This window comes from Nostoc sp. NMS2, assembly GCF_017115105.1.
GTDB lineage: Bacteria > Cyanobacteriota > Cyanobacteriia > Cyanobacteriales > Nostocaceae > Nostoc.
Genome location: NZ_JABXKH010000064.1, coordinates 93,541 through 114,921, shown reverse-complemented (window position 1 = coordinate 114,921; position 21,381 = coordinate 93,541). Strand labels below are relative to the sequence as shown.

At 42.8% G+C, this 21,381-nt stretch carries 18 protein-coding genes; 6 read left to right on the top strand and 12 right to left on the bottom strand.

Going from position 1 to position 21,381, the window contains the following annotated elements:
* The first annotated feature begins 14 nt into the window (after nucleotides 1-14).
* Nucleotides 15-1,718, top strand: coding sequence for a serine protease (locus HWQ36_RS13010; protein WP_292703002.1), 1,704 nt, complete (start codon nucleotides 15-17; stop codon nucleotides 1,716-1,718).
* A 10-nt stretch (nucleotides 1,719-1,728) separates the two neighbouring features.
* On the opposite strand, the gene HWQ36_RS13005 is transcribed toward HWQ36_RS13010, so the two are convergent.
* Nucleotides 1,729-2,625 carry a phosphorylase gene (locus HWQ36_RS13005; RefSeq protein ID WP_292702999.1) on the bottom strand — a complete coding sequence of 299 codons (897 nt, stop codon included), beginning with the start codon at nucleotides 2,623-2,625 and terminating at the stop codon, nucleotides 1,729-1,731.
* Nucleotides 2,626-2,863: 238 nt separating this feature from the next.
* Between HWQ36_RS13005 and HWQ36_RS13000 the strand changes: the two genes are divergently transcribed.
* The gene (locus tag HWQ36_RS13000; RefSeq protein WP_292702996.1) at nucleotides 2,864-4,111 is read left to right on the top strand and encodes an HhoA/HhoB/HtrA family serine endopeptidase; all 1,248 of its coding nucleotides are present in this window, start codon (nucleotides 2,864-2,866) and stop codon (nucleotides 4,109-4,111) included.
* A 658-nt stretch (nucleotides 4,112-4,769) separates the two neighbouring features.
* On the opposite strand, the gene aroF is transcribed toward HWQ36_RS13000, so the two are convergent.
* The 11 genes from aroF to HWQ36_RS12945 all read right to left on the bottom strand — a co-directional run bounded on the left by aroF (nucleotide 4,770) and on the right by HWQ36_RS12945 (nucleotide 17,640).
* Entirely contained in the window at nucleotides 4,770-5,828 is a 1,059-nt protein-coding gene (gene aroF / locus HWQ36_RS12995; protein ID WP_292702993.1) for a 3-deoxy-7-phosphoheptulonate synthase, read from the bottom strand.
* Nucleotides 5,829-6,109: 281 nt separating this feature from the next.
* On the bottom strand, nucleotides 6,110-6,580 hold the full coding sequence (locus tag HWQ36_RS12990) for a PAM68 family protein (RefSeq protein WP_292702991.1): 471 nt from the start codon (nucleotides 6,578-6,580) through the stop codon (nucleotides 6,110-6,112).
* 12 nt (nucleotides 6,581-6,592) lie between these two features.
* Nucleotides 6,593-6,862 carry a 30S ribosomal protein S15 gene (rpsO, locus tag HWQ36_RS12985; protein ID WP_041565894.1) on the bottom strand — a complete coding sequence of 90 codons (270 nt, stop codon included), beginning with the start codon at nucleotides 6,860-6,862 and terminating at the stop codon, nucleotides 6,593-6,595.
* Nucleotides 6,863-7,387: 525 nt separating this feature from the next.
* On the bottom strand, nucleotides 7,388-9,163 hold the full coding sequence (locus HWQ36_RS12980) for an iron uptake porin (RefSeq protein WP_292702989.1): 1,776 nt from the start codon (nucleotides 9,161-9,163) through the stop codon (nucleotides 7,388-7,390).
* A gap of 574 nt (nucleotides 9,164-9,737) precedes the next feature.
* Nucleotides 9,738-10,136 (bottom strand): hypothetical protein, encoded by a 399-nt coding sequence (locus HWQ36_RS12975; RefSeq protein ID WP_292702986.1) that lies wholly within the window; start codon nucleotides 10,134-10,136, stop codon nucleotides 9,738-9,740.
* A 290-nt stretch (nucleotides 10,137-10,426) separates the two neighbouring features.
* Entirely contained in the window at nucleotides 10,427-10,615 is a 189-nt protein-coding gene (locus HWQ36_RS12970) for a hypothetical protein (protein WP_292702983.1), read from the bottom strand.
* A 455-nt stretch (nucleotides 10,616-11,070) separates the two neighbouring features.
* Nucleotides 11,071-11,709: a K(+)-transporting ATPase subunit C gene (gene kdpC / locus HWQ36_RS12965; RefSeq protein ID WP_292702980.1), complete on the bottom strand. Its 639-nt coding sequence runs from the start codon at nucleotides 11,707-11,709 to the stop codon at nucleotides 11,071-11,073.
* Complete coding sequence (locus HWQ36_RS12960; RefSeq protein ID WP_292702978.1) at nucleotides 11,709-11,978, bottom strand: potassium-transporting ATPase subunit F; 270 nt, start codon at nucleotides 11,976-11,978, stop codon at nucleotides 11,709-11,711. The genes kdpC and HWQ36_RS12960 overlap by 1 nt, the downstream gene beginning before the upstream one ends.
* A gap of 6 nt (nucleotides 11,979-11,984) precedes the next feature.
* Nucleotides 11,985-14,126, bottom strand: coding sequence for a potassium-transporting ATPase subunit KdpB (gene kdpB / locus HWQ36_RS12955; protein WP_292702976.1), 2,142 nt, complete (start codon nucleotides 14,124-14,126; stop codon nucleotides 11,985-11,987).
* 159 nt (nucleotides 14,127-14,285) lie between these two features.
* Nucleotides 14,286-16,031, bottom strand: a complete 1,746-nt coding sequence (gene kdpA / locus HWQ36_RS12950) for a potassium-transporting ATPase subunit KdpA (RefSeq protein ID WP_292702973.1) — start codon at nucleotides 16,029-16,031, stop codon at nucleotides 14,286-14,288.
* A gap of 373 nt (nucleotides 16,032-16,404) precedes the next feature.
* Entirely contained in the window at nucleotides 16,405-17,640 is a 1,236-nt protein-coding gene (locus HWQ36_RS12945) for an FIST N-terminal domain-containing protein (RefSeq protein WP_292702970.1), read from the bottom strand.
* A gap of 369 nt (nucleotides 17,641-18,009) precedes the next feature.
* On the opposite strand from HWQ36_RS12945, the gene HWQ36_RS12940 reads away from it, so the two are divergent.
* The 4 genes from HWQ36_RS12940 (at nucleotide 18,010) to HWQ36_RS12925 (ending at nucleotide 21,249) form a co-directional block, all read left to right on the top strand.
* Nucleotides 18,010-18,255 carry a Calvin cycle protein CP12 gene (locus HWQ36_RS12940; protein ID WP_292702967.1) on the top strand — a complete coding sequence of 82 codons (246 nt, stop codon included), beginning with the start codon at nucleotides 18,010-18,012 and terminating at the stop codon, nucleotides 18,253-18,255.
* Nucleotides 18,256-19,217: 962 nt separating this feature from the next.
* The gene (locus HWQ36_RS12935; RefSeq protein ID WP_292702964.1) at nucleotides 19,218-19,814 is read left to right on the top strand and encodes a DUF3177 family protein; all 597 of its coding nucleotides are present in this window, start codon (nucleotides 19,218-19,220) and stop codon (nucleotides 19,812-19,814) included.
* 34 nt (nucleotides 19,815-19,848) lie between these two features.
* Nucleotides 19,849-20,145, top strand: a complete 297-nt coding sequence (locus HWQ36_RS12930; protein WP_292702961.1) for a hypothetical protein — start codon at nucleotides 19,849-19,851, stop codon at nucleotides 20,143-20,145.
* Nucleotides 20,146-20,385: 240 nt separating this feature from the next.
* A complete protein-coding gene (locus tag HWQ36_RS12925; protein ID WP_292702958.1) occupies nucleotides 20,386-21,249 on the top strand; it encodes a tachylectin-related carbohydrate-binding protein in 864 nt (287 codons plus the stop codon).
* Nucleotides 21,250-21,381: the final 132 nt, after the last annotated feature.

The window sequence follows — 21,381 nt, the reverse complement described above, 5'->3', positions numbered from 1 at the left end:
TTTCGGGGAGAGGTTTGGAGAGGGGTAAAAACCGATGCCACAAAACGAGAAATCAAAATGATGCCGAAGCTTACGTTGGTATAGGCTATGTGCTAAATGCTCAAGGTAAACAAGAGGAGGCATTAGCATCTCACCAAAAAGCGATTCAACTCAACCCTAACTTGGCTATTGCTTACAACGGTCTGGGCAATGCGCTCAGTGACCAGCAGAAATTAGATGCAGCAGTTGCAGCATATCAAAAAGCAATTCAACTCAACCCTAATTATGTTATTGCTTATTACAATTTCGGCATTGTCCTGAAAGACCAAAAGAAATTAGATGCAGCAGTTGCCGTCTTCCAAAAAGCGATTCAACTAAACCCTAACTTTGCTGATGCTTACAACAATCTTGGTGTTGCCCTGAGGGAGCAGAAGAAATTAGATGTAGCAGTTGCCGCCTACCAAAAAGCGATTCAACTCAACCCTAACTTTGTTTATGCTTACAACAATCTCGGCAATGCCCTGAGTGAGCAGAAGAAATTAGATGCAGCAGTTGCCGCCTACCAAAAAGTGATTCAACTCAACCCCAACTTTGCTTATGCTTACAAAAGTCTCGGCATTGCCCTGAGTGAGCAGAAGAAATTAGATGCAGCAGTTGCCGCCTACCAAAAAGCGATTCAACTCAACCCCAACTTTGCTTATGCTTACAACAATCTCGGCGTTGCACTGAGTGAGCAGAAGAAATTAGATGCAGCAGTTGCAGCCTTCCAAAAAGCGATTCAACTCAACCCTAACGATGCTAATACTTACAATAATCTGGGTATTGCGCTAGTACTTCAGAGAAAACTAGATGCAGCCTTTGCCGCCTTCCAAAAAGTCCTAACATTGTCAGAAGACAAGTCTATAAGCCTAGCCAGCACTCATACGCTCGCTCACAATTTCTTGGGTTTACTATTCCAATTGCAAGGGAAACTAAAAGAAGCCATTGCAGAGTTTGACAAATCAGAAGAGATTGACCCCAATTATATCTATACCAGTAACAATAATAGAGAAGCACGACAATTATGGACAGAGCAACAGAATAAACTAGGTAGTGTAGAAGACGATCGCCAATGGTTGCCTAAGAATGACCCAACCGTAACCGTTAAGCGTTCTGTGGTACGCATCACTGCGGAGTTTTTTAACAGCGATCGCCAAGGAACAGAGATTGGCACTGGTATAGTAATTAAGCGAGAAGACAACCGGACATTAATTCTCACTAATCGTCATGTCATTTTTGATGGCAATGAACAAGGTAAAAATATCCAAGTGGAATTTTTCAGTACACCGCCATCCAACCGAGTGCGAATGCGGCGAGATGCCAAGCTGTTCAAAATGACCTCTGAGGAACAACTCGATTTAGCCGTTTTGGAAGTTATTGGTAAACTGCCAGAAGATATCCAACCATTATCTATCTCCTCAACTGCGATCGCCCCGAAAATGCCCATTCGGATTATCGGTCATTCTGCCCAAAGAGGTGAAGATAAATCTTGGTCTATGCAATCAGGACAAATCAGCTATCAAAACCAGCAATTAGAAATATCTCAAGCTGCACTCAAACCCGGTTATTCTGGCAGTCCTGTAATTGATTCGCAAAATCGGCTTTTAGGCATCGTCTTTGCAAGAAAAGGCGAAGACCGAGATTTAGCTTATCCGATGTCTGAAGTTCAAAAACAACTGCTTACCTGGAGCATTCGTTAAACAAACTGAATTAAGATATAGCAACACTCTTGAGGATAGTCATCGGCCCTTGGGCTTTGAGAATTTCCATTTCTGTTGCATTCCGCACCAACAAAGTACCAGCAAATCCTAATGAATTCACAGAGATAGACTGAAAATGCTCCTGCGATCGCGGTACGATCGACATCCATTCTCGTGTCGCTAGCAGATTGTAAGCACCTAATTGCTTTGCATCTAAACCCACAGCCCCTAGCAAACTACGATAAACTTCTAGTGTTGCTTGGGCTGCTGTAAGTGGCGACTGCATCCAATCAGGATTTAGTGGCGCAAAAGCGTGTACAAAAGGAAGCTTTGCTAAAGTTGCCTTCGAGTCCTGAAATTGTGCTGCCCTCAGTAGAGGTTCAATAGGTATCTGCGGCCCTGAAGGTACAAGTGGTAGTGGAACTAACTGTAAGTGTTTGTGTCGCTGACTAGCACCTGCATTTTTGCCACTGTTGTAAAATGCTAAACCATCGAAATCAGCCAAACACGCCCACATAGCCACAAAATCTTCCAGAGTCAGCAAACTTTCCTGTTCCTCGAAGGCACGGGTGATGATTAGCAGATGGCGATCGACAACATTATATTTATTTAAAATACATACATGAGTATCAGAGATATCCGCCACAAATAAATCCTCTTCGTATGGCAAAAAAGGATTAAATTCTTGACCAGAGATAGCAGATTGTTTTTCCTGTTTCTCCTTAGCTGCTTTTTTGCGATTCAGATTAGACAAAATCCGCACCAAAAAGCGCACGCCATCCTGTTCGACAAATTCAAATTCTGTCGGAATCGACAGTAACGCCCCACATTGCAAAGCATGTTCAGTTCGTTCTTTAACACTTGTCCATAAAGTGCCAGATTTCAGTAAGATTTTCCCCTGTGGCATTTTTCTTCCTTCACACATGGTATAAAATACGCAGTCAACTTAACGTAAAATTGTTGGTTATAAACCGCTCTGGCTCTAAGTTGACACGCATCACAACTGTGTAACCCTACGAATGAGTATATTCCAATCAGGTTTAGTAAAATACCAAAGCTTTCACAACAACGCAATACCTCTGCAACAAAACTGTCACAAATCATATCTACATTAGTAATACATCTAAATATCCTTCCAGACAGCAATGCAAAACCAATCTCGTGATGGAGAACACCCATCAAATAGCATTTTATCCAACACTAATCAAGCACCCTGGAAAAAGGCTGCCGCCTCTCTATCGCTGGTGCTGCTGGGATCGGGGATGACATTGGCAGGTGGCTACATGGCTGGACATTCTCGGCAGGTGTCTGATAGTGCATCTAATTTGGCAGTGAGTCGAGTAAATGCCGCTCCTCCATTATCAGCCGCCACAGATCCTAACTTTGTTACCCAAGTGGTGCAAAAGGTTGGGCCAGCTGTAGTAAGAATTGATTCTTCCCGAACCGTAAAAAGCCAAGTACCAGATGAATTTAACGATCCATTTTTCCAACGTTTCTTTGGCTCTCAAATGCCAGCACAACAGAATCGGGTAGAACGAGGTACTGGTTCAGGTTTTATTATTAGTGCTGATGGTCGTATACTCACCAACGCCCACGTAGTTGATGGTGCTGATACGGTGACAGTAATACTCAAAGATGGACGTAGTTTTAAAGGTAAAGTATTAGGAAAAGACGAGTTGACTGATGTTGCTGTTGTCAAGATTCAGGCGGACAATCTGCCGTTAGTAGCATTGGGTAACTCAGATCAACTGCAACCGGGAGAATGGGCGATCGCGATCGGCAACCCCCTTGGACTAGATAATACAGTAACTACCGGAATCATCAGTGCAACCGGACGCAGTAGTAATCTAATCGGCGCTGCCGATAAGCGAGTAGAGTATATTCAAACTGATGCAGCCATTAATCCCGGTAACTCCGGCGGCCCCCTGCTAAATTCCCGTGGCGAGGTGATTGCCATGAATACAGCCATTATCCAAGGGGCACAAGGATTAGGTTTTGCTATTCCCATCAACACAGCACAACACATTTCCAGTCAAATAATAGCTACAGGCAAAGTAGAACATCCTTATTTGGGAATTCAAATGGTGGGGTTAACACCTCAGCTAAAACAAAATATCAACTCAGATCCCAATAGCGGTTTGAGTGTGGATGAAGATAAAGGTGTATTAGTTCTAAAAGTTGTGCCAAATTCACCGGCTGCTAAAGCAGGGATACGTGCTGGTGATGTTATCCAAAAGCTTGGCGGGCAAGCAGTTACAGATGCCAGCAGTGTCCAAAAGGTAGTAGAAAATAGCCAAATCGGGGGTGATTTGCGCTTAGAATTACGTCGCAATGGACAGAATCTTAACGTAGCCGTGCAACCTGGTGCTTTCCCCACCCCACCAATACAATAAAAGTTTTGCTATTGAGTCAAAGTGAATTTTTTGGGATGGGTATTTTATCCGTCCTTTTTTTAGGTAGCAAAGATAAGGTGGGCATCTTGATTCTGACTTCTGAATTATTCTTCAACTATGACATCGGTCACGGTTGAACTAATTACCTTTTTCACTAGTGTATATCTATTTTCAGTCCTATTATTTACTTGTCAAAGAGATTAAGATTTTACGAAAAATTAATCTCTTTGATGTCTACATAATAGAAGGAAAATTTGCCAATGAGTATTAAAAGAATGCTTGCTAGTGCAGCACTGATTTTACCAATTGCGTTCAGTTAAGCATTTCTTTCTTCTCTCTGCGGACTCTGCGCCTTGGCGGTTCGTTAAAAAATTGACTTGGATAACAGAGTTTTAGCCTTAACCCAAGCGTATTGGCCTATCAATATTGATTGCAGAGTTATTTTTTTAATAGGTTTAGTTAGTGTTTAAAAATCCCCCTTTAGAAATATTTTAAAGGGGGATTATTTCATATTTAAAATAAATAGGTAGGCATAATTAAACATATAAAAAACTTAGTTTGTAGTGAGCGATTCATCGCTTCTTCAGATTTACTAGGACTAAAGTCCTGACTACAAACTTTAATTTATTTATGCCTAGTAACAAGTTGCAACTGAATTTTAAGCTAGAGCTACTGCTGGTTGCTGCCAGCGTCCTACCGCCTTACCAATTACTGCTAATTCTTGCATTAATTTATCAAAACGGTCTGGTGTCACAGATTGGGGGCCGTCGGATAAAGCTTTGGCAGGGTTGGGATGAACCTCTATCATAAGAGAATCTGTGCCAGCTGCGATCGCAGCCATTGCCATTGAAGGCACAAACTCAGACCACCCTACGCCGTGGCTAGGATCAATCATAATTGGCAGGTGAGTCAGCTTTCGCAATACTGGCACTACCGATAAATCCAGCGTATTTCGCGTATATTGGCGGTCAAAGGTACGTATTCCCCTTTCACACAAAATTACATTGGGATTGCCAGATGCCAAAATATACTCGGCTGCCATCAACCAATCTTCAATAGTAGCCGCCATTCCCCGCTTCAAGAGAACTGGTTTCGGCTGCGCTCCCACTTTTTTGAGCAAGGAGAAATTCTGCATATTTCTTGCTCCTACCTGAATCACGTCAGCAACTTCGGCAATTTTATCCAGGTCAGCCGCATCCATCACTTCTGTAATAATACCTAGTCCACTGACTTCCCGCGCCATTGCTAATAAATCCAAGGCACTCTCGCCGTGTCCTTGGAAGGCGTAAGGTGAAGTTCGGGGTTTGTATGCCCCACCGCGCAAAAACTTTGCTCCCGCCGTCTTGACGCGCCGTGCTGTCTCTACAATCATTTCTTCATTTTCTACTGAGCAGGGGCCGGCAACGACTACCAAAGGCTGATGTTCACCAAATACCACTGCTCCATTAGGAGTATTAACTACTACTTCCGAAGCTTCACCGTGACGGTACTGGCGACTGGCTCGTTTGTAAGGCTGCTCTACCCGTAACACCTGCTCAATCCAGGGGCTAAGTTCCTGAATTTGCAATGGGTCTAAGCTGGCAGTTTCACCTACAAGACCAATAACTACTTTATGTTGACCAACAATTTTTTCTGGAGTTAGCCCCCAGCTAGTTAGTTCCTCATCAATGCGGTTTATTTCCGCTTCTGGAGAACCACTTTTCATTACTATAATCATGTTAAAGTTCCTGATTAATTGAGTAAAATTTTTTGTAAATGGGCTAACTTTATTGTTGCCTATTACCCTAATTACGAATAGTTAAAAACAAAATTTATTTACAAAATAAATAGACAAAATTATAGCGCTCAGTCAGTAGTTTTACTACTGGGTAGCTGGATGTAGGTATAAAAAGATTATATAATTTTAATTAGCAATATTGAAGTTATAAAATTTCAACTTCAACATTCACTTCTTCATTTACCCAATACCGCAGTTACCTAATATCTGAGCGCCATTAATTATGAGTTTTTTTGCCGAGTTTCGCGCCAAACTGTCACCATTCGTCCCCAATTGGTGTTGAACTCACCCAAACCAAGCAAACTTCCAACTCTTTCTTCATCCCAAGAGGCAGAGAGAACGCCATAAGTTATCCCTAAGACTCCCAAACCAAATAATCCCATGTTCACCAATAACACGGCGATGGGAGGTAGTTGGATATCGGAGTAGATAGCAAGCAGATAGCTAACAACCAGGCTGGTAATGCCCAAAGCTGTTGGTACGCCACAGAAACCAGCTACCCGTCGGATCATTCTCTGGCTGACTATTTGGGGAATAGCCATCTCTTCTTTGGTGTAAGTCGGTTTTCTATCAGCCTGTTTGCCAGATTCTTGTGGCTGTGCTGCTGGTTTACTTTGAGTTTTGGCGGGTTTTTGGCGCTTTTTATTTGGTTCAAAGGGCAAGCGACTGCGTTCAGATTCTTCAGCAGACATAAGCGTTAGTCCCTATCCACGAATACCGAGGCGAGCGATTAAAGCTTGATACTTTTCCCGACTTTCCTGCGATATGTAGGCTAAAAGACGCTTACGCTGACCAATTAGCTTCAACAGTCCCCGTCGAGAAGAATGGTCTTTTTTATTTGCCTGGAGATGTTCGCTGAGGCGGTTAATCCGCTCAGTTAGCATGGCAACTTGGACATCAGCCGAACCAGTGTCGGTTTCGTGAACTTGGTAATTGGAAATTATTTCTTGTTTCCGCAGTTGCGTCAGGGCCATGATTGATTCAATTTCTAGTTTTTCTAAATGTATGTAGCAGTCTCCCATAATATCACAGCCCTTAAGCTGGATGTCGAATCATCTTTGCTGGTATGCCTGGCACTCTAGGAGACTAATTCAGAAGGCAGGGGGCAGGGGGCAGGGGGCAGGAGAGGAAGATAGCGCAACGCAAAGCTTTCTCTACAAGAGGCTTTGCCAAAGACATAGCTGCTTGTAGAGACGCTATGCGTGCGATCGCTTAGAGCGAGTCCGCGTACTCCTTCCTACGGGGATCTTGCTAAGTAAGCTGGCGCGAAAAAACTAAGTATGTTACGAAACGTAAATAGGCTTAAAGCCCTTACTAATGACCAATACTTCGGCTTACCTCGGCTTCGCTCGGCACAAGTCGCTCAGTACAAGTGACCAATGACAGCCTTTACCAGTTAGCTTTAATTGCGCCGGTCTACTTAGCAAGAGCGTCTGGTAGAGAGCATCGGGCAGTATTCTTCTAGCAAGACTGCCCATACTCTAGAACTGTCTCTCTTGTTAAAAGGTGAAAGTTGTTCTCAGAGTACCGATAATTGCATCGTCGTTAGCGCTGCTTTGACCAGGAGAGGTCAACCAGATGACACCAGGGGTAATTGAAATGTTATCTGACACGCGATACTTGTAGAAACCTTCAAAGTGATAAGGGATATCATTACCAGCAAAACCTGGTCGGTTAAACGAATATGGTTCTGCACCAGCAAAAATACCTAAAACGTTACCTTTTTTACCGAAGTCAGGTAACGCTACCCCCAGACCGTAGCTCCAAGCTTCATAATCATCACCAGCACCAAAGCCTGTGACATCATGGTAAGAAATGAAGCCACTAATTGATAGTTTGTCGCTGGGTCTGAAGGCTGCTTCTATACCGTAAGAATTACTGGAAGATGCGTTGAGGGTACTTAGGGTGTTAGCCTGATTAGTACCTACGACGCGGTTAGCACTACCCAAACCACCACCTAGATCAAATAAATTACCGCCTCCAGCACCATGATAGCCGTGAACGTAGGTAGCAGCGATCGCCAAGCGATCGCCAACACTAAAGTTCAACTGCCCAAGAGCGGCATAGTTACCCTCCAACAAACCTTGATTTCCTCCAGGATTATTAGCATTTGATGCCAAGTAACCAACAGTCAATGAACTTGGTTTGAAAAAGCTGCCACCGCTACTAAAAGGTATAGTCAATGCAGCACCTGCACCACCACCAATCCGATAGATGGGACTTTCAGAAGCAAAGGTAGACAAAGCACCGTTACCACCGTCATAGTCTTCAAAGTAAGGGTTGTTAGTGGCAGCATAATCGCTATGAATACCTCCGGTAGCCGCAAAGTAAGCTTCAACTGGACCTATGGGTACGTAATACGCCAACCAGTCTATATTGACACCGTTGTTACCACTGCTACCGATTTGAAGGGTTTGTGTACCTTCAGCACTATTGAGAACCCCATTAGCGTTATCCCTTAGTGAAAAGGCTTGTGCATTACCGGCTGCAAGACGGGTGTGTAAAAGGTCTTTACCTGTGAAGCTGGTTTGCAGGTCTAAACGTACTCTATCTTGGAAAACAGTATTATTAGCATCGCCAGTGTTACCACCAAAAATATCACTAACGGCAAAAATAGCTTCACCTACCAATTTTGTGGTAGTAGAAAACTGATTTGCTTCTAGTTCAGCAGTCCGTGCTTCTACAGCATCAACTCGACCACGTAAAGTTGCTAGTTCTGCCGAGAATTCTTCTTGCAAACGCTGGAGGGTTGCTAAATCTTGTTTTGTCACCAAGTCAGCAGTCGCTGTGGCAATCAGTTCATTAACCCGATCTAAACAAGCATTCAAACCTGCGGCAAATTCATAACGAGTCAATGCCCGATTACCACGGTAAGTAGAATTTGGGTATCCAGCAATACAACCATAGCGTTCAACCAAGGATTGTAAGGCTTGGAACGCCCAGTCAGTCGGCTGTACATCAGAAAACTGAGAAACTGATGTAACTTGAGACAGTGAATTTTGGTTCTTACCCTCACTGCTGTAGCGGTTAACCTCTTCTAAAACCTTATTGTCATCAGTCTTTTGGGCAACCAATAGCTGATTAACTTTTGGTGGCTCTGTTTGAATAAATGTTGAAGCATCAGAAGATATTGGTGCTTCTGTCTGAGCAGTTTTTGCCTTTATATCTTCAGAAGATCCTGCTACTTCAATAGCTATAGCCCTAGCGGAAACTAACACCGTCACTCCCAAAACTACTGGACTTAGTACCAGAGCTTTCCACAATAGATGAGACATTTTTTGATTTTCCTTTCCTAAAAAATACCCGAAATCAATGGGTTAAAGAAAAAGATAACAAGCAGTTATTCTACTTGTTTGAAATCTTATCAGATTGCTGTTACGTAAGCTATATCTGACACAATTTTTACGGATGAAGAATCGTAAAGTCTTGCTTATGTCTCAATACACTTCTAGTTAAGCATTTCTTCCTTCTCTTTCTTCTCTTCCTTTGCGTCCTTCTCTACGAGACGCTACGCGAATGCGTCCTTTGCGGTTCGTTAAAAAAATAACTTTGACAAATAGTTTTAACCTTAACTGAACCTTATGGGCTTACGTCTCGTTTGCCAGATTAGAGCTTATGATTGAATTTAGCTTAATTTTGCGCCATTTTTGGACTTTAGCTTCTTGTTCTTGACTCTAATTTGCCGTAAATCCTTTTGATTTTTGTAAAGGTAACAAATTTCAACTAGAGTAGACTTTGGCTAAATAGTGTCCTGGGATTGCTACTAACATCACAACCAAGAACAGGGTGAGGAAGATTTGCACAAAATCTTAAAATATAATCGAGAAGCTTCGCCATAGACGGACTAAACTATTTAGGAATGTAGTCAGAGCAATTGAGCGCTTCTTTAGTTAGAGTAGTGGCAGGGTTTACTGCACACTTTAGATAAGAGTTTTTATTAAAAAATTGGCAGCTTTTACAGGGATGTTGCTGTATATGTTTGATGCTTACTATTTCGTCTTTATCTTGCACCGCATTTTCTGGGGGATCTTCTAGTGCTTTGCAGAAAGATGAAACGAGATAAACGACAATTGCCCAAACAATCATAAAGGAAATGTGAGCCAAAAACACTGCTATCAAAGGAATATCTCCTTCGTGTAGTTTTGTGTCTTTATGTGTTGTGTTTGCCAGGTTTGCTTCAATCAGAGTAGACTGACAAACACTTTTTTGGGTGGATATATAAACTTGAAGAAGCCGCGAAGTATACATATTAAATAATTCGTAATTCGTAATTCGTAATTCGTAATTAAGTTTTGTGACGGGGATTTAGCGCCAAGTGCGGTCTTGGGGTCTCCCCCGCCACAGGATGCGCGAAGCGCTGTAGAGGAGCAACTTTGCAAGACACCCCGACCCAAAACTTTCTGCCTGTAGAGGCAGGGGAATTAAACGCCTAAACTTTGTTAAAAACAAGAAATTTAGTCAGACTCCGATTTAGGCAAGGTCATCTAAATTAAACATTTTCAGCTAGCGACAAACTAGTGTTTTGCTTGGTTTCCATCTCAGATTTTGGAAGAAATTCGCCATTGAAAATAAATCAGAAATATTAACTCACTTGCTACCTGATTGCTAACTGTGTCTGTATTACTGTTACCACTCCAAGGAGAGGTAATAAATTCAATCTTATGAATCTGGATTAATCTGTAATAGTTGAGAACAACAGCATTCCAAGCGGTAGTTTCTGGCTTCATCCGAGTAACCAAAAGTGTAGAAACTCCTGTTGCTAACCAATCTCCTTATAATATGGGTGGAGTCTCAACGATTACAATCGATTCGGTGAGAATAGTCTGACTAGCTCTAATTCTTTGCCCACCCATAAACTGAGTTTTAATAAAAACAATTTTTTTAACTCTAATAGTATTGTGCAATACTTTACACAAAAAATATTTTATTACAGATATATTTTGCAGATATATAAAATGGATTAGATGATTTTAAATAGGCATATATTTAGAGATATAGTTTTACTTATTAGGGCTTACGTAAAAGTCCAATCGGTAGGGGCAATTCATGAATTGTTCCTACGTAAGAATAAGATTTTGACATTGTGGGCGTAAATCCTAACTTAATTAATCATGAAAAAAGAGATCCCCAACAACTTTTACGAAGTTGGGGATCTGAGTGAGTCTTAGATTTTTCTTTAGCTTTATTTCTTAATCTGATCCAGAGCTAAATTCAGCTTCAACACATTAACTCCAGGTTCGCCAAAGATGCCGAGAAAGCGACCATCGGTGTTTTGGGAAATCAAAGTTTCTAGTTGGTTCGGCTGAAATCCTCGGGCCTTGGCTACTCGCGCAATTTGCGCGATCGCAGCTTTCGGGGTAATGTGGGGGTCAAGGCTAGAACCAGAGGTGTAGACTAAATCGCCAGTCGGCTGTACACCTGCTGTTTTCAGACGAGTCAGATCGCCTTCAATTTTTTTGCTGGGGTCTGGATCATCTTTACCTTTGATGCGTTCCAGTAATGCGGGATTACTGGGAGCCAAGTTACTAGCACCAGAAACCCCAGTTTTCAAAACTCCCGCATCATCCTTTTTGGGATCGGCTGTGCTGTAACTGGTGGTACTGGGACGGCTGTTAAAATAGCGATCGCTAGTAAAAGGTTGACCAATCAAGGCAGAACCTACAACTTGACCTGTGCTATTTGTCAGCAGACTACCATTTGCTTGAAACGGAAACACAATCTGCCCAATGGCAATCATTGCAAAAGGATAAATAATCGCACCGATTACCCAGAGTACTAAAGTAGAACGAATAGCTCTGCTAGCTTCACGTGCAAAACTCATCAGAATTTCTCCGGTACAAACATTACAAAAAATAAATAGATGGAAAGTCCCAGTGTCGTTAGTCCTAACAGTCCCAATCCCCAAGATTGACTGCGGGAAAGTTGTTCGCTAGTAGCTGCATAAACTAGAGGTGCAACCACTAGGTTGAAACACATCGCCAGGAATAAATACAGTGGTAGCTTTTGTCTGCGCCATTGACACCAAATATCGGTTATTTCTTCAACTACTTGGGATGCAAAGATAGTGCGGCGGATGCGAACGGGTTTCATAGTAAATTAAGACAAAGGTAAGATAATATCTATTAATTTGATGGCAATAAAGGGAGCAATGATGCCACCAACGCCATAGATGAAGATGTTGCGACGTAGCAGTTGATCTGCTGTTAAAGGTAAAAACTTTACCCCTTTGAGTGCTAGCGGAATTAGTGCCGGAATAATCAAGGCATTATAAATCAGCGCCGAGACGATCGCAGATTGGGCACTCTTTAATCCCATAATATTCAGTGCGCCGATTCCAGCAGCCGCAAAGATAGTCGGAATGATCGCAAAATACTTGGCAATATCGTTAGCGATGGAGAATGTTGTCAAGGCTCCACGAGTAATTAGCAACTGTTTACCTATGGTTACTAGGTCAATTAGCTTTGTGGGGTCAGAGTCTAAGTCCACCATGTTAGCAGCTTCTTTGGCAGCTTGCGTCCCAGAGTTCATTGCCACACCGACGTTTGCTTGCGCTAAGGCAGGGGCATCGTTAGTGCCGTCCCCGGTCATTGCCACCAGCTTACCCTGAGATTGTTCGGAGCGAATCACCTCAATTTTGTCTTCTGGAGTCGCTTCGGCAATGAAATCATCCACCCCAGCCTCTTCAGCAATTACCGAAGCGGTAATTCGATTGTCACCTGTAAGCATAACGGTACGAACACCCATGCGGCGGAGTTGGTCAAATCGTTCCCGCAGACCAGGTTTGACAATATCTTTGAGGTAGATGACACCATAAATTTTGTCATCTTGGCAAACAGCTAAAGGTGTACCGCCTAATCGGGAAACTCGCTCATAAGCTTCATCTATATCATCAGGAACATAGCCGCCACGAGAACGGACAAACCCCTTAATGGCATCCACTGCTCCTTTGCGAATTTGTTTGCCATCGGGTAGATTTGTGCCACTCATCCGGGTTTTGGCGGTAAATTCCACACCTTCGGCTTTATCGATATTAAAATCTACCGCAGCCTGAGACTTTTCTGCCAATATCACAATTGACTTTCCCTCTGGCGTATCGTCAAACAAGCTAGCAGCTAGAGAGACTCGCGCCACATCCTCTAGTGAGTGATTGTCCAGAGGAATAAACTCATCAGCCATCCGGTTCCCCAAGGTGATTGTACCCGTCTTATCCAGCACCAGGGTGTTGATGTCGCCGCAGGCTTCTACTGCTCGACCAGAGGTAGCAATGACGTTAAATTGGGCAACCCGATCCATGCCTGCAATACCGATCGCACTTAGCAATCCCCCAATAGTTGTCGGAATCAAAGCTACCAATAGCGAGATGAGGATAGCAACGCTAGCACCCGCCCGCAAACTGTTTCCTGCCTCAACGCCAAAAGCAGTGGTAATAAAGCTAGCGATGTAGCCAACAAAGGGTGTCATAGTTGCTACCACAATCAAGAACACCTGCGTTAGCACTGCCAACAATACCGTCAAAGCAATCTCGTTGGGAGTCTTGGTGCGTTGTGCCCCTTCTACCAAGGCAATCATGCGATCGATAAAGCCTTGACCAGGATCGGCACTAATGCGAATTGTCAACTCGTCTGAGAGTAGGCGTGTACCGCCTGTCACCGAACTAGCAATATCTGTACCTGGTTGCTTCAATACCGGGGCAGATTCCCCAGTAATGGCAGACTCATCTACTGAGCCGATGCCTTTAATGACATCCCCATCGGCGGGAATCATATTATTTGCACTCACCTTGACCAAATCGCCCCGTCGCAGTTCTGTAGAGTTGACTTGTTGTATGGAACCATCAGGGAGGATTTTATTAGCGATCGTATCCGATCGCGTCGATCGCAGTGAATCAGCCTGTGCTTTACCACGTCCTTCAGCTACAGCTTCGGCAAAGTTGGCAAAAACGAGGGTGAAAAAGAGAATAAAGGTAATCAACCCATTTAACAGGCGTTGTTGGTTGATATCTGCCTGGACTGTGCCAAACATATTTGGGTTAAGGGTAACAAGAAAGGTGACAATTGTCCCCACCCAAACAACAAACATAACTGGGTTTCTGACAGTAATTCGCGGATCGAGCTTGACAAATGACTCACGAATTGCTCTCTGGTAAAGTCCCCGCATATCTGTTTTAGGGGTGTGCTTACGCGAGTCACGAGTTCCAGATGGAATACGGGGCGAAGGAGAATCAGTAGTAATTGGCATATATTAAATTAATTCGTAATTCGTAATTCGTAATTCGTAATTCGTAATTCGTAATTGGGAATGGGGCATTGGGCATGGGGCATGGGGCATGGGGCATTAGTTCTTTATTCTTTCTCCCCCTGCTCCCCCTGCTCCCTCATCTCCCCCACTCCCCACTCCCTAGCCGATGCCTTTAGCGATAAAGAAAGCTTCAGCGATGGGGCCTAATGCCAGCACTGGGAAGAATGTGAGTGCGCCCAGGATTAAAATTACGCCTGCGGTAACGCCTGTAAATAGTCCGGTATCGGTTCGTAATGTACCAGTGGTGTAAGGAACAGCTTGCTTGCGAGACATACTATCTGCTAATAACAGCAAACCTAAAATTGGGATATAGCGTCCAGCTAGTAAACTGAAGCAGGTACTCAAGTTCCACCACAAAGCAGTTACAGTTGGTGCTGTACCTGTAGCGTTGGCAAAAGGAGAAGGTTGTGAATCGCCTAAACCTTCAAAACCAGAACCGTTGTTCGCAGCAGCTGAGGCATATTCGTAAATAACTTGAGAAAAGCCATGAAAGCCGGGATTGCTAATCCCTGCCAATTGGTCAGGAAATGCTAAGGCGATTCCCCCCGGAATCAAAATGGCAATGGGGTGAACTAGCAAAATCAAGAAGCTAGCAAGTACAACCTCACGCTTTTCAATTTTGCGTCCCAGAAATTCTGGCGTGCGTCCCACCATCAAACCTGTGACAAATACCGCCAGGATGCTATAGGCAAACAAGTAAGCTGTTCCTGTACCCTGTCCACCCCACATAATTTGCAGGAACATATTAGAGAGAAAAATAAAACCGCCGGCGGGCATGAAGGAATCGTGGAAACTGTTGACTGCGCCGCACATAGTGCCGGTTGTACTTACCGCAAATAATGCCGATTCTGCCCAACCAAACCGGACTTCTTTCCCCTCTAAGTTCGGTTGCTGACTGCCCAAAAGCGCATTTACAGCCGGATTGCCGTTGTATTCACCAATGGCAGTGACAATCAGAAATCCTAGAAAAATTACACCGACCATGCCGTATAGTAACCAGGCTTGTTTGGTGTTATTGGCAAACAACCCATAAGTATAGATCAGGGATGTGGGAATCGAAAGCATTGCCACGATCTGAATTAAATTCGTAAATCCACTGGGATTTTCAAAGGGATGTGCTGAGTTGATAGCGAAAAAGCCGCCGCCGTTTTCCCCTAATTGCTTGATAATTTCAAAGTGGGCAACAGGGCCACGAGCGATCGCTTGACTAATATTCGGATCTTCCAAGGTAGGGAATACAGCTACACCCGCCAGAGTTTCAGGAACGCCAGCAGCCATCAATATAATCCCGCCCACAATACAAATAGGCAGCAAAATTCGGGTAATCGAGCGAATTATGTCTACATAAAAGTTGCCTAACGATCTACCCGTCAATCCCCGAATAAAAGCAATTCCTACAGCCAAACCAGTGCCAGCAGAGGTAAACATGTGATAACCCAGTCCCCACATTTGGCTGGCATAGCTCATGTAGGTTTCACCAGAATAATGCTGCTGGTTGGTATTAGTAATAAAGGAAATTGTAGTATGCAGTATTGTATCCCAAGTTGGGGCTTTTATCCCCGTGGGATTGAGGGGCAACCATCCTTGACTCATGATGATAAAGAAAAGCAGCAACCCCATTACTACGTTGCTGTAAACGATTGCCCGCCCATACTGCCAGCCAGTCATGTTTTCTTTGGCTTTAACACCAACTAAAGCATAAAGCACTCGCTCAACCGGATTCAAAACTGGGTCGAGAAAAGTACTTTGCTCTAGGTATACACGCGCCATATAGCGCCCAAAAAATGGAGTAATCGCTACTATAATTAGCAGCGTCAAGGCAATTTGAATCCATCCTTCTAGCATTGGATTATTTCAACTCCGACATGAATAAATTTCAGAGAAATATCAGATATTTTTTGGCGCTGAATCAGAAAAAACAATGAAGTATATTGACATTATTATTAGCTAACCTATAACTATGTCTTTTCTCAATCAATCATCGATCTTTTTGTTAGAGAATACAAGGTATAAATTAATATTTAAACTAGCCTATACAAGAAATATACTTGTCTATATAGATAAGTATTCAGAGCGTTTATCTCGATATATATCTGTAAATATAGAAAGACAGTGAAAAGTAAGATCCCCGACTTCTTTAAGAAGTCGGGGATCTGGACACTGCGAATTTTCACAAATCAGATAGAATTACTGTATAAACAACAGTCTAATTCATAACTCATAACTGATTTTGGCGACAAATTCCAAATGCGGAAGTGTAGGCATGTAAGAAGGTTCTGCCACCAATAGGGCCGATTTCACCACCACAAAAAAACCCACCTACAGGAATATCGCTAAGGTAGCGGCGAAATAGTTCAGAATCGAAATTGGGTTTACCATAGAGTCCTTCGCCTCGCCCCAGACAGGAAAACATTAAGGCGGCGACGGCAGAGGGTTCAGATGCTCGTTGGGTTTGATAACTTTGGAGGAGTAATTCTAGGTCTTCAGCAGAGGCTTGGGCATCGCGGAGGTGGAATTGCAGCCTTTGACCGGGACGAACACGATCGCCAATTGCGATCGCTCCAGCTGTAGGATCAACCCCAAGAATACCACGAATTAAAAAGTCTCCCTGCTGCAAAGCCAGCTTAAACTCATCCATCGCCACACCAACAAACAAAGAATGCTGTGCTAAAGTTCGTTCGTGTTCGCTCAGACTAGCAATCAAATCTCGCAACACCACTAGCGGCACTTGCTCATCTAACTCTAAGATGATGTTGCGATCGGCTTTTGTAACTTGCAATGGTTTGCCAATCGGTCGGCATCCTTGGGCTACAATCGTTTCCAAAACAATATTGCCAGTCAAAGCTATCCCAACAGTGCCCTCACGATACAAGCTTTGGCATTCCTCCCCGTCAGTCTCATTACAAAAGAGGGCAGCACGACCACCCATACCTCCACCACTCGCCTGTCCTCCCACTATCACCGATCCTGGATAAGCAAAATCCAACCCCTGCAACAAATCGTTGATTCCAGAGGCGAAGGAACTAGACAGTAAAATGAACTGGGGTGTCGGTGATGCTGGCACACCAATCAAATCAACCCAAGCATCTGGAGAACTATCTAAGTCAGGTAATTCTTCAGCAACAACATGAAAAACTTGAACCTTCACCCCTGGAAGATGCGCTAAAGTCAAGCTAATAGCTGGTTCAGCTTCTAGCTCTTGGGTTTCTCCGTTAACTGTCGTCCCAATCACACCTCCACCACTACAGCCAATTAGCACAGGTACAGAAAGTTTCTCAGCTAACAAAGGTAACAATCGGGAATACTCACTCGTAAAAGCAGACGAAATGAATACCAGTCCTAGATCCGCAGGTGCTGTTAACGATGAGACAGCACGTTCCACCACATCCGTAACGGCGGCTTCTAAAGAATGATGGGTTGATAGGGCGTTTGCCCACTGCATTTGGTCTGCCATGAGTTTTGAGCTTTTTTCTCTTTTTGGGCTAGTAGGTTTTGATTTTTATTATGGGAAGAATTGCATCCTACAAAAATTAGTGCCAGCCTTTTGTCTCCTCCATTCCAAGAAGCTGGGGTTGTCATTCCCTAATAGATGCATCTAAATATATTGTATGATTGTTTATCTATGGTACTGATTCCACAAAATCTTAAAACATAAAGATGAATGCATTATAGATGCGGCAGTTTACTGTATTGGTTATAAATCAACAGGCTAAAGTACTAACTTATGAGCTAAATAGTTAGAATGGTTAGTAATCAAGCTAAAATCTGCCATTTCTGAAGTTTTTCTATACTAGTATTAACAACACACAACGAGACTAAAGCAATGACCAACATCCAAGAAACAGCAAAAGGCGACATCCAAGAGAAAATTCAAGAAGAAGTAGAACAAGCGCGTACTGTTTGTGACATTAACGGTAGCAGTTCACCAGAATGTGCTGCTGCTTGGGATGCAGTAGAAGAATTGCAAGCTGAAGCTTCCCACAAACGCCAAAGCAAGCCAAAAAATTCTCTAGAACAGTATTGTGATGACAACCCAGATGCAATTGAATGCCGGGTTTATGACGACTAGAAATTTAAACAAGTGAATTTTCTGTTCGTTTGTCACCAAGCAACCAAGATTTACTTACTGAGATTTCGCACTTTTACGCTACTTCCGGCTCAAATCGTACTCTTCCTCTTTCATAATTTTATCTAACGAAGAAAAATTGATGAAATATCTGGAGTTATTGGATGTATGAAGGTTAAGCTTTGAGAGTTTTTATCTTGAAAAGGAAACCTTTACACCCAAAAAAATTGGGCTTTTGTCCGCAAGTATCAAGTATATAGCTGCTGGGTGGGTTTGGAAAAGGCTCCCTGACGCTACTACAAGTAGGTGCAAAATCTAAGTTTAGGGTCTTTGAGTTGCTTGTTTTTTTGCAAAATAGAGAGATTTAGGAAAGTATATTAAACAACTGACCATGTAATACCTTTTCCAAAAATCTTTGCAACAAATAAATTGGCTGTAGGGGCGTACATCTGTATGCCCCTATAAACGTATTTATAGTATAAATTGTGTGAAATGGTATAAGTTGGGTAGCCACTTGCTTGCACAAAGAAGTTAGAGCGCAGTCTTGAGGCTAGATTTTGTGCTTTGATTAAACTGTTTGTAATATAGATAGACTACTAGCTAGCTAATAGCTTACAGGTTTGTCAGTTATATAGGAATCCGATTTGATTTATGAAAAAATCTAAGTATATGTAGGGTGTGTTAGGCGTAAGCCGTAACGCACCTGACTCCAAAGCTTTTGGTGCGTTACGCTGTCGCTAACACACCCTACTGGCGTGGCACAGCTAAATTTGTGCATTAGCAAACTCTTGTGGGATGGGCTTCTAGCCCGTCCTAATTGGCGGGCAAGATGCCCGCCCCACAAGAAAATTTATTGCAACATTTTAGTCTTGTCACGCCACTACGTCTATTTCAAAAATCAAATATGAGTCCTATAGATACTTGCTCTTAGTTAGAAATGTTTTATTTATCGTTTGAGAAAAACTATGGACTATAACGTTTGGTTTCGCCCTTTCGTCTGGATTGATTACCGACTGTCAGTATTATTCTTGGTAATTATTCCGCTAATTCTTCTGATTTGGGCATTTGTGCAAAAAACAGAAGGTATACAACGCTTGTTGACTATATACTGGAAAGTATCAAGCCTGGTGGCAATCACGATTTACTTAATGATTGCCCAATATCCAGTTAGCTTTATCTCTGGATTGATGGCTCAGATTTTGATCCCAATTTCGCTGTGGTTCTGGATAGATATCAACGATGAAATTGAGTATCAAACCAGTGGCGCTTTAAAATTTATTTTTACCTCTTGGCGCTGGGCTACAACTGTTTATTGTATTTTGGGTACACTAGCGTTTATCCCATTTTTGGGTTGTGCTTTTTCTGCCAGTGTGATGAAGACTGCCTATTGTCGCGTCTGGTTCGAGATTCCGTTATTATTCAAAGAATATTTTCATGCTAATAGCAAAGCTGAGTTCTTAGGTTTTCTTGGCATAACTAGTTTAGTAGTTTATGTGGTTTACTTAAGCTATTTTGTTCTAATTAAGCTGGGCAAACAGGGGCGTTCAGCCACACCACAGTAACTGTCGCTACGTCACCATCCCCCTACTTAAAAAAATGAATTCCATTGGTAAGCGACTGGAACAATACACCACTAAACGCCCCCAAGAAGTCTTAATTGTAATAGTGGAAATTGCCGATGAGGAAGATACAATTGCTATTTTCAAAGGTTTTTCCAGCTCTTTGATGCGCCCAACGGCATTTGATGCAGATGTACCAGTTTTGCCAGATGGGGCAATTATCCTCAACATTGACCGAGTAGCCAGTCCTTATAATCCTGAAGCACCTCGTTATATTCAACAAGGAATTTCTTGGGAAGCTATGGAAGCTCTATTATCAGAAGTGGGAGTCTAACTAATTCGTAATTTGTAATTCGTAATTCGTAATTTTGCGGAAAGGCTGACTTTGAGATTGTTGATGGAGCGATGAATACACTCATCAAGAAATATTCTGTAAAAATACCCTGTGTGGGTGCCATATCCAAACAAGCGTAAATCCTTGGTTGTGCATAAATGAAAAATTCTTGATGGGATGCGATAGTCTTTGAAACCATGATGTGCGGTACACTCCATAAAGTTATCGGAAGTAGTATAAATGGCTGATGAAATTAAGGTTTGTTCGGTGCCAGTGCTATCAGATTCAGGACAAGCGTCTGATGAATTCTCCCTTGTAGGTGTATCTGCTTTCTTCTGGGAGAATGGCAGAACTTTACAAGTTCGCTTCTTGGATGGAGTTCCTGAAGTTCAATCCAAGGTTGAGCAAATTGCTCATCAATGGAGCCAATTTGCAAACATTAAGTTTGCGTTTGGAAGTGATCCTCATGCAGAAATCCGAATCTCATTCCAACGAGAGGGATCTTGGTCAAAGCTTGGTAGGTCTGCTTTAGAAGTGACTGATCCTAATGAGCCAACAATGAATTTTGGTTGGCTGCGTTCAGACACCCCTGATGATGAATATTCAAGAGTAGTGCTTCATGAATTCGGTCACGCTCTCGGATTTGCACACGAGCATAAGCATCCCGAAGCTGGAATCAAATGGAATAGAACAGCCGTTATTGATTACTATCGACAAACTCAGGGATGGGATGAGGAGAAAACAGTTAGGAATGTACTTCATGCAGAGAGTAAGGATGCAACGCAATTCTCAAAGTTTGATCGAGACTCGATAATGCTTTATGCAATACCTTCACAACTTACAACTGATGGTTTTTCAGTTGGTTGGAATACGGAACTTTCAGAGACAGATAAACAATTTGTATCAGAAATTTATCCATTTGATTCAGATCGTTCAAGCCATCTTGCAGCGACCGGAGTAATCTATGCTGTTAAACCTGATGGCACACTGGAGTGGTATCGGCACAAAGGGTGGCAAGATGGTAGCAATGACTGGGCTGTAGACGTGAAAGTAATTGGCAGTGGTTGGAATAGTTATACCCAAATATTCTCAGGCGGTATTTGAATAGTGGCTATTCTAAAAACAATCTAACAATTCGCTTGGAGCGGACTGCCGAAAACTCTTGGTACATTGCGTAAAATACTTCCAGCCGCTCAAGCGAATTTGAAGAATTATTTTGACTTTTAAATTTACAAA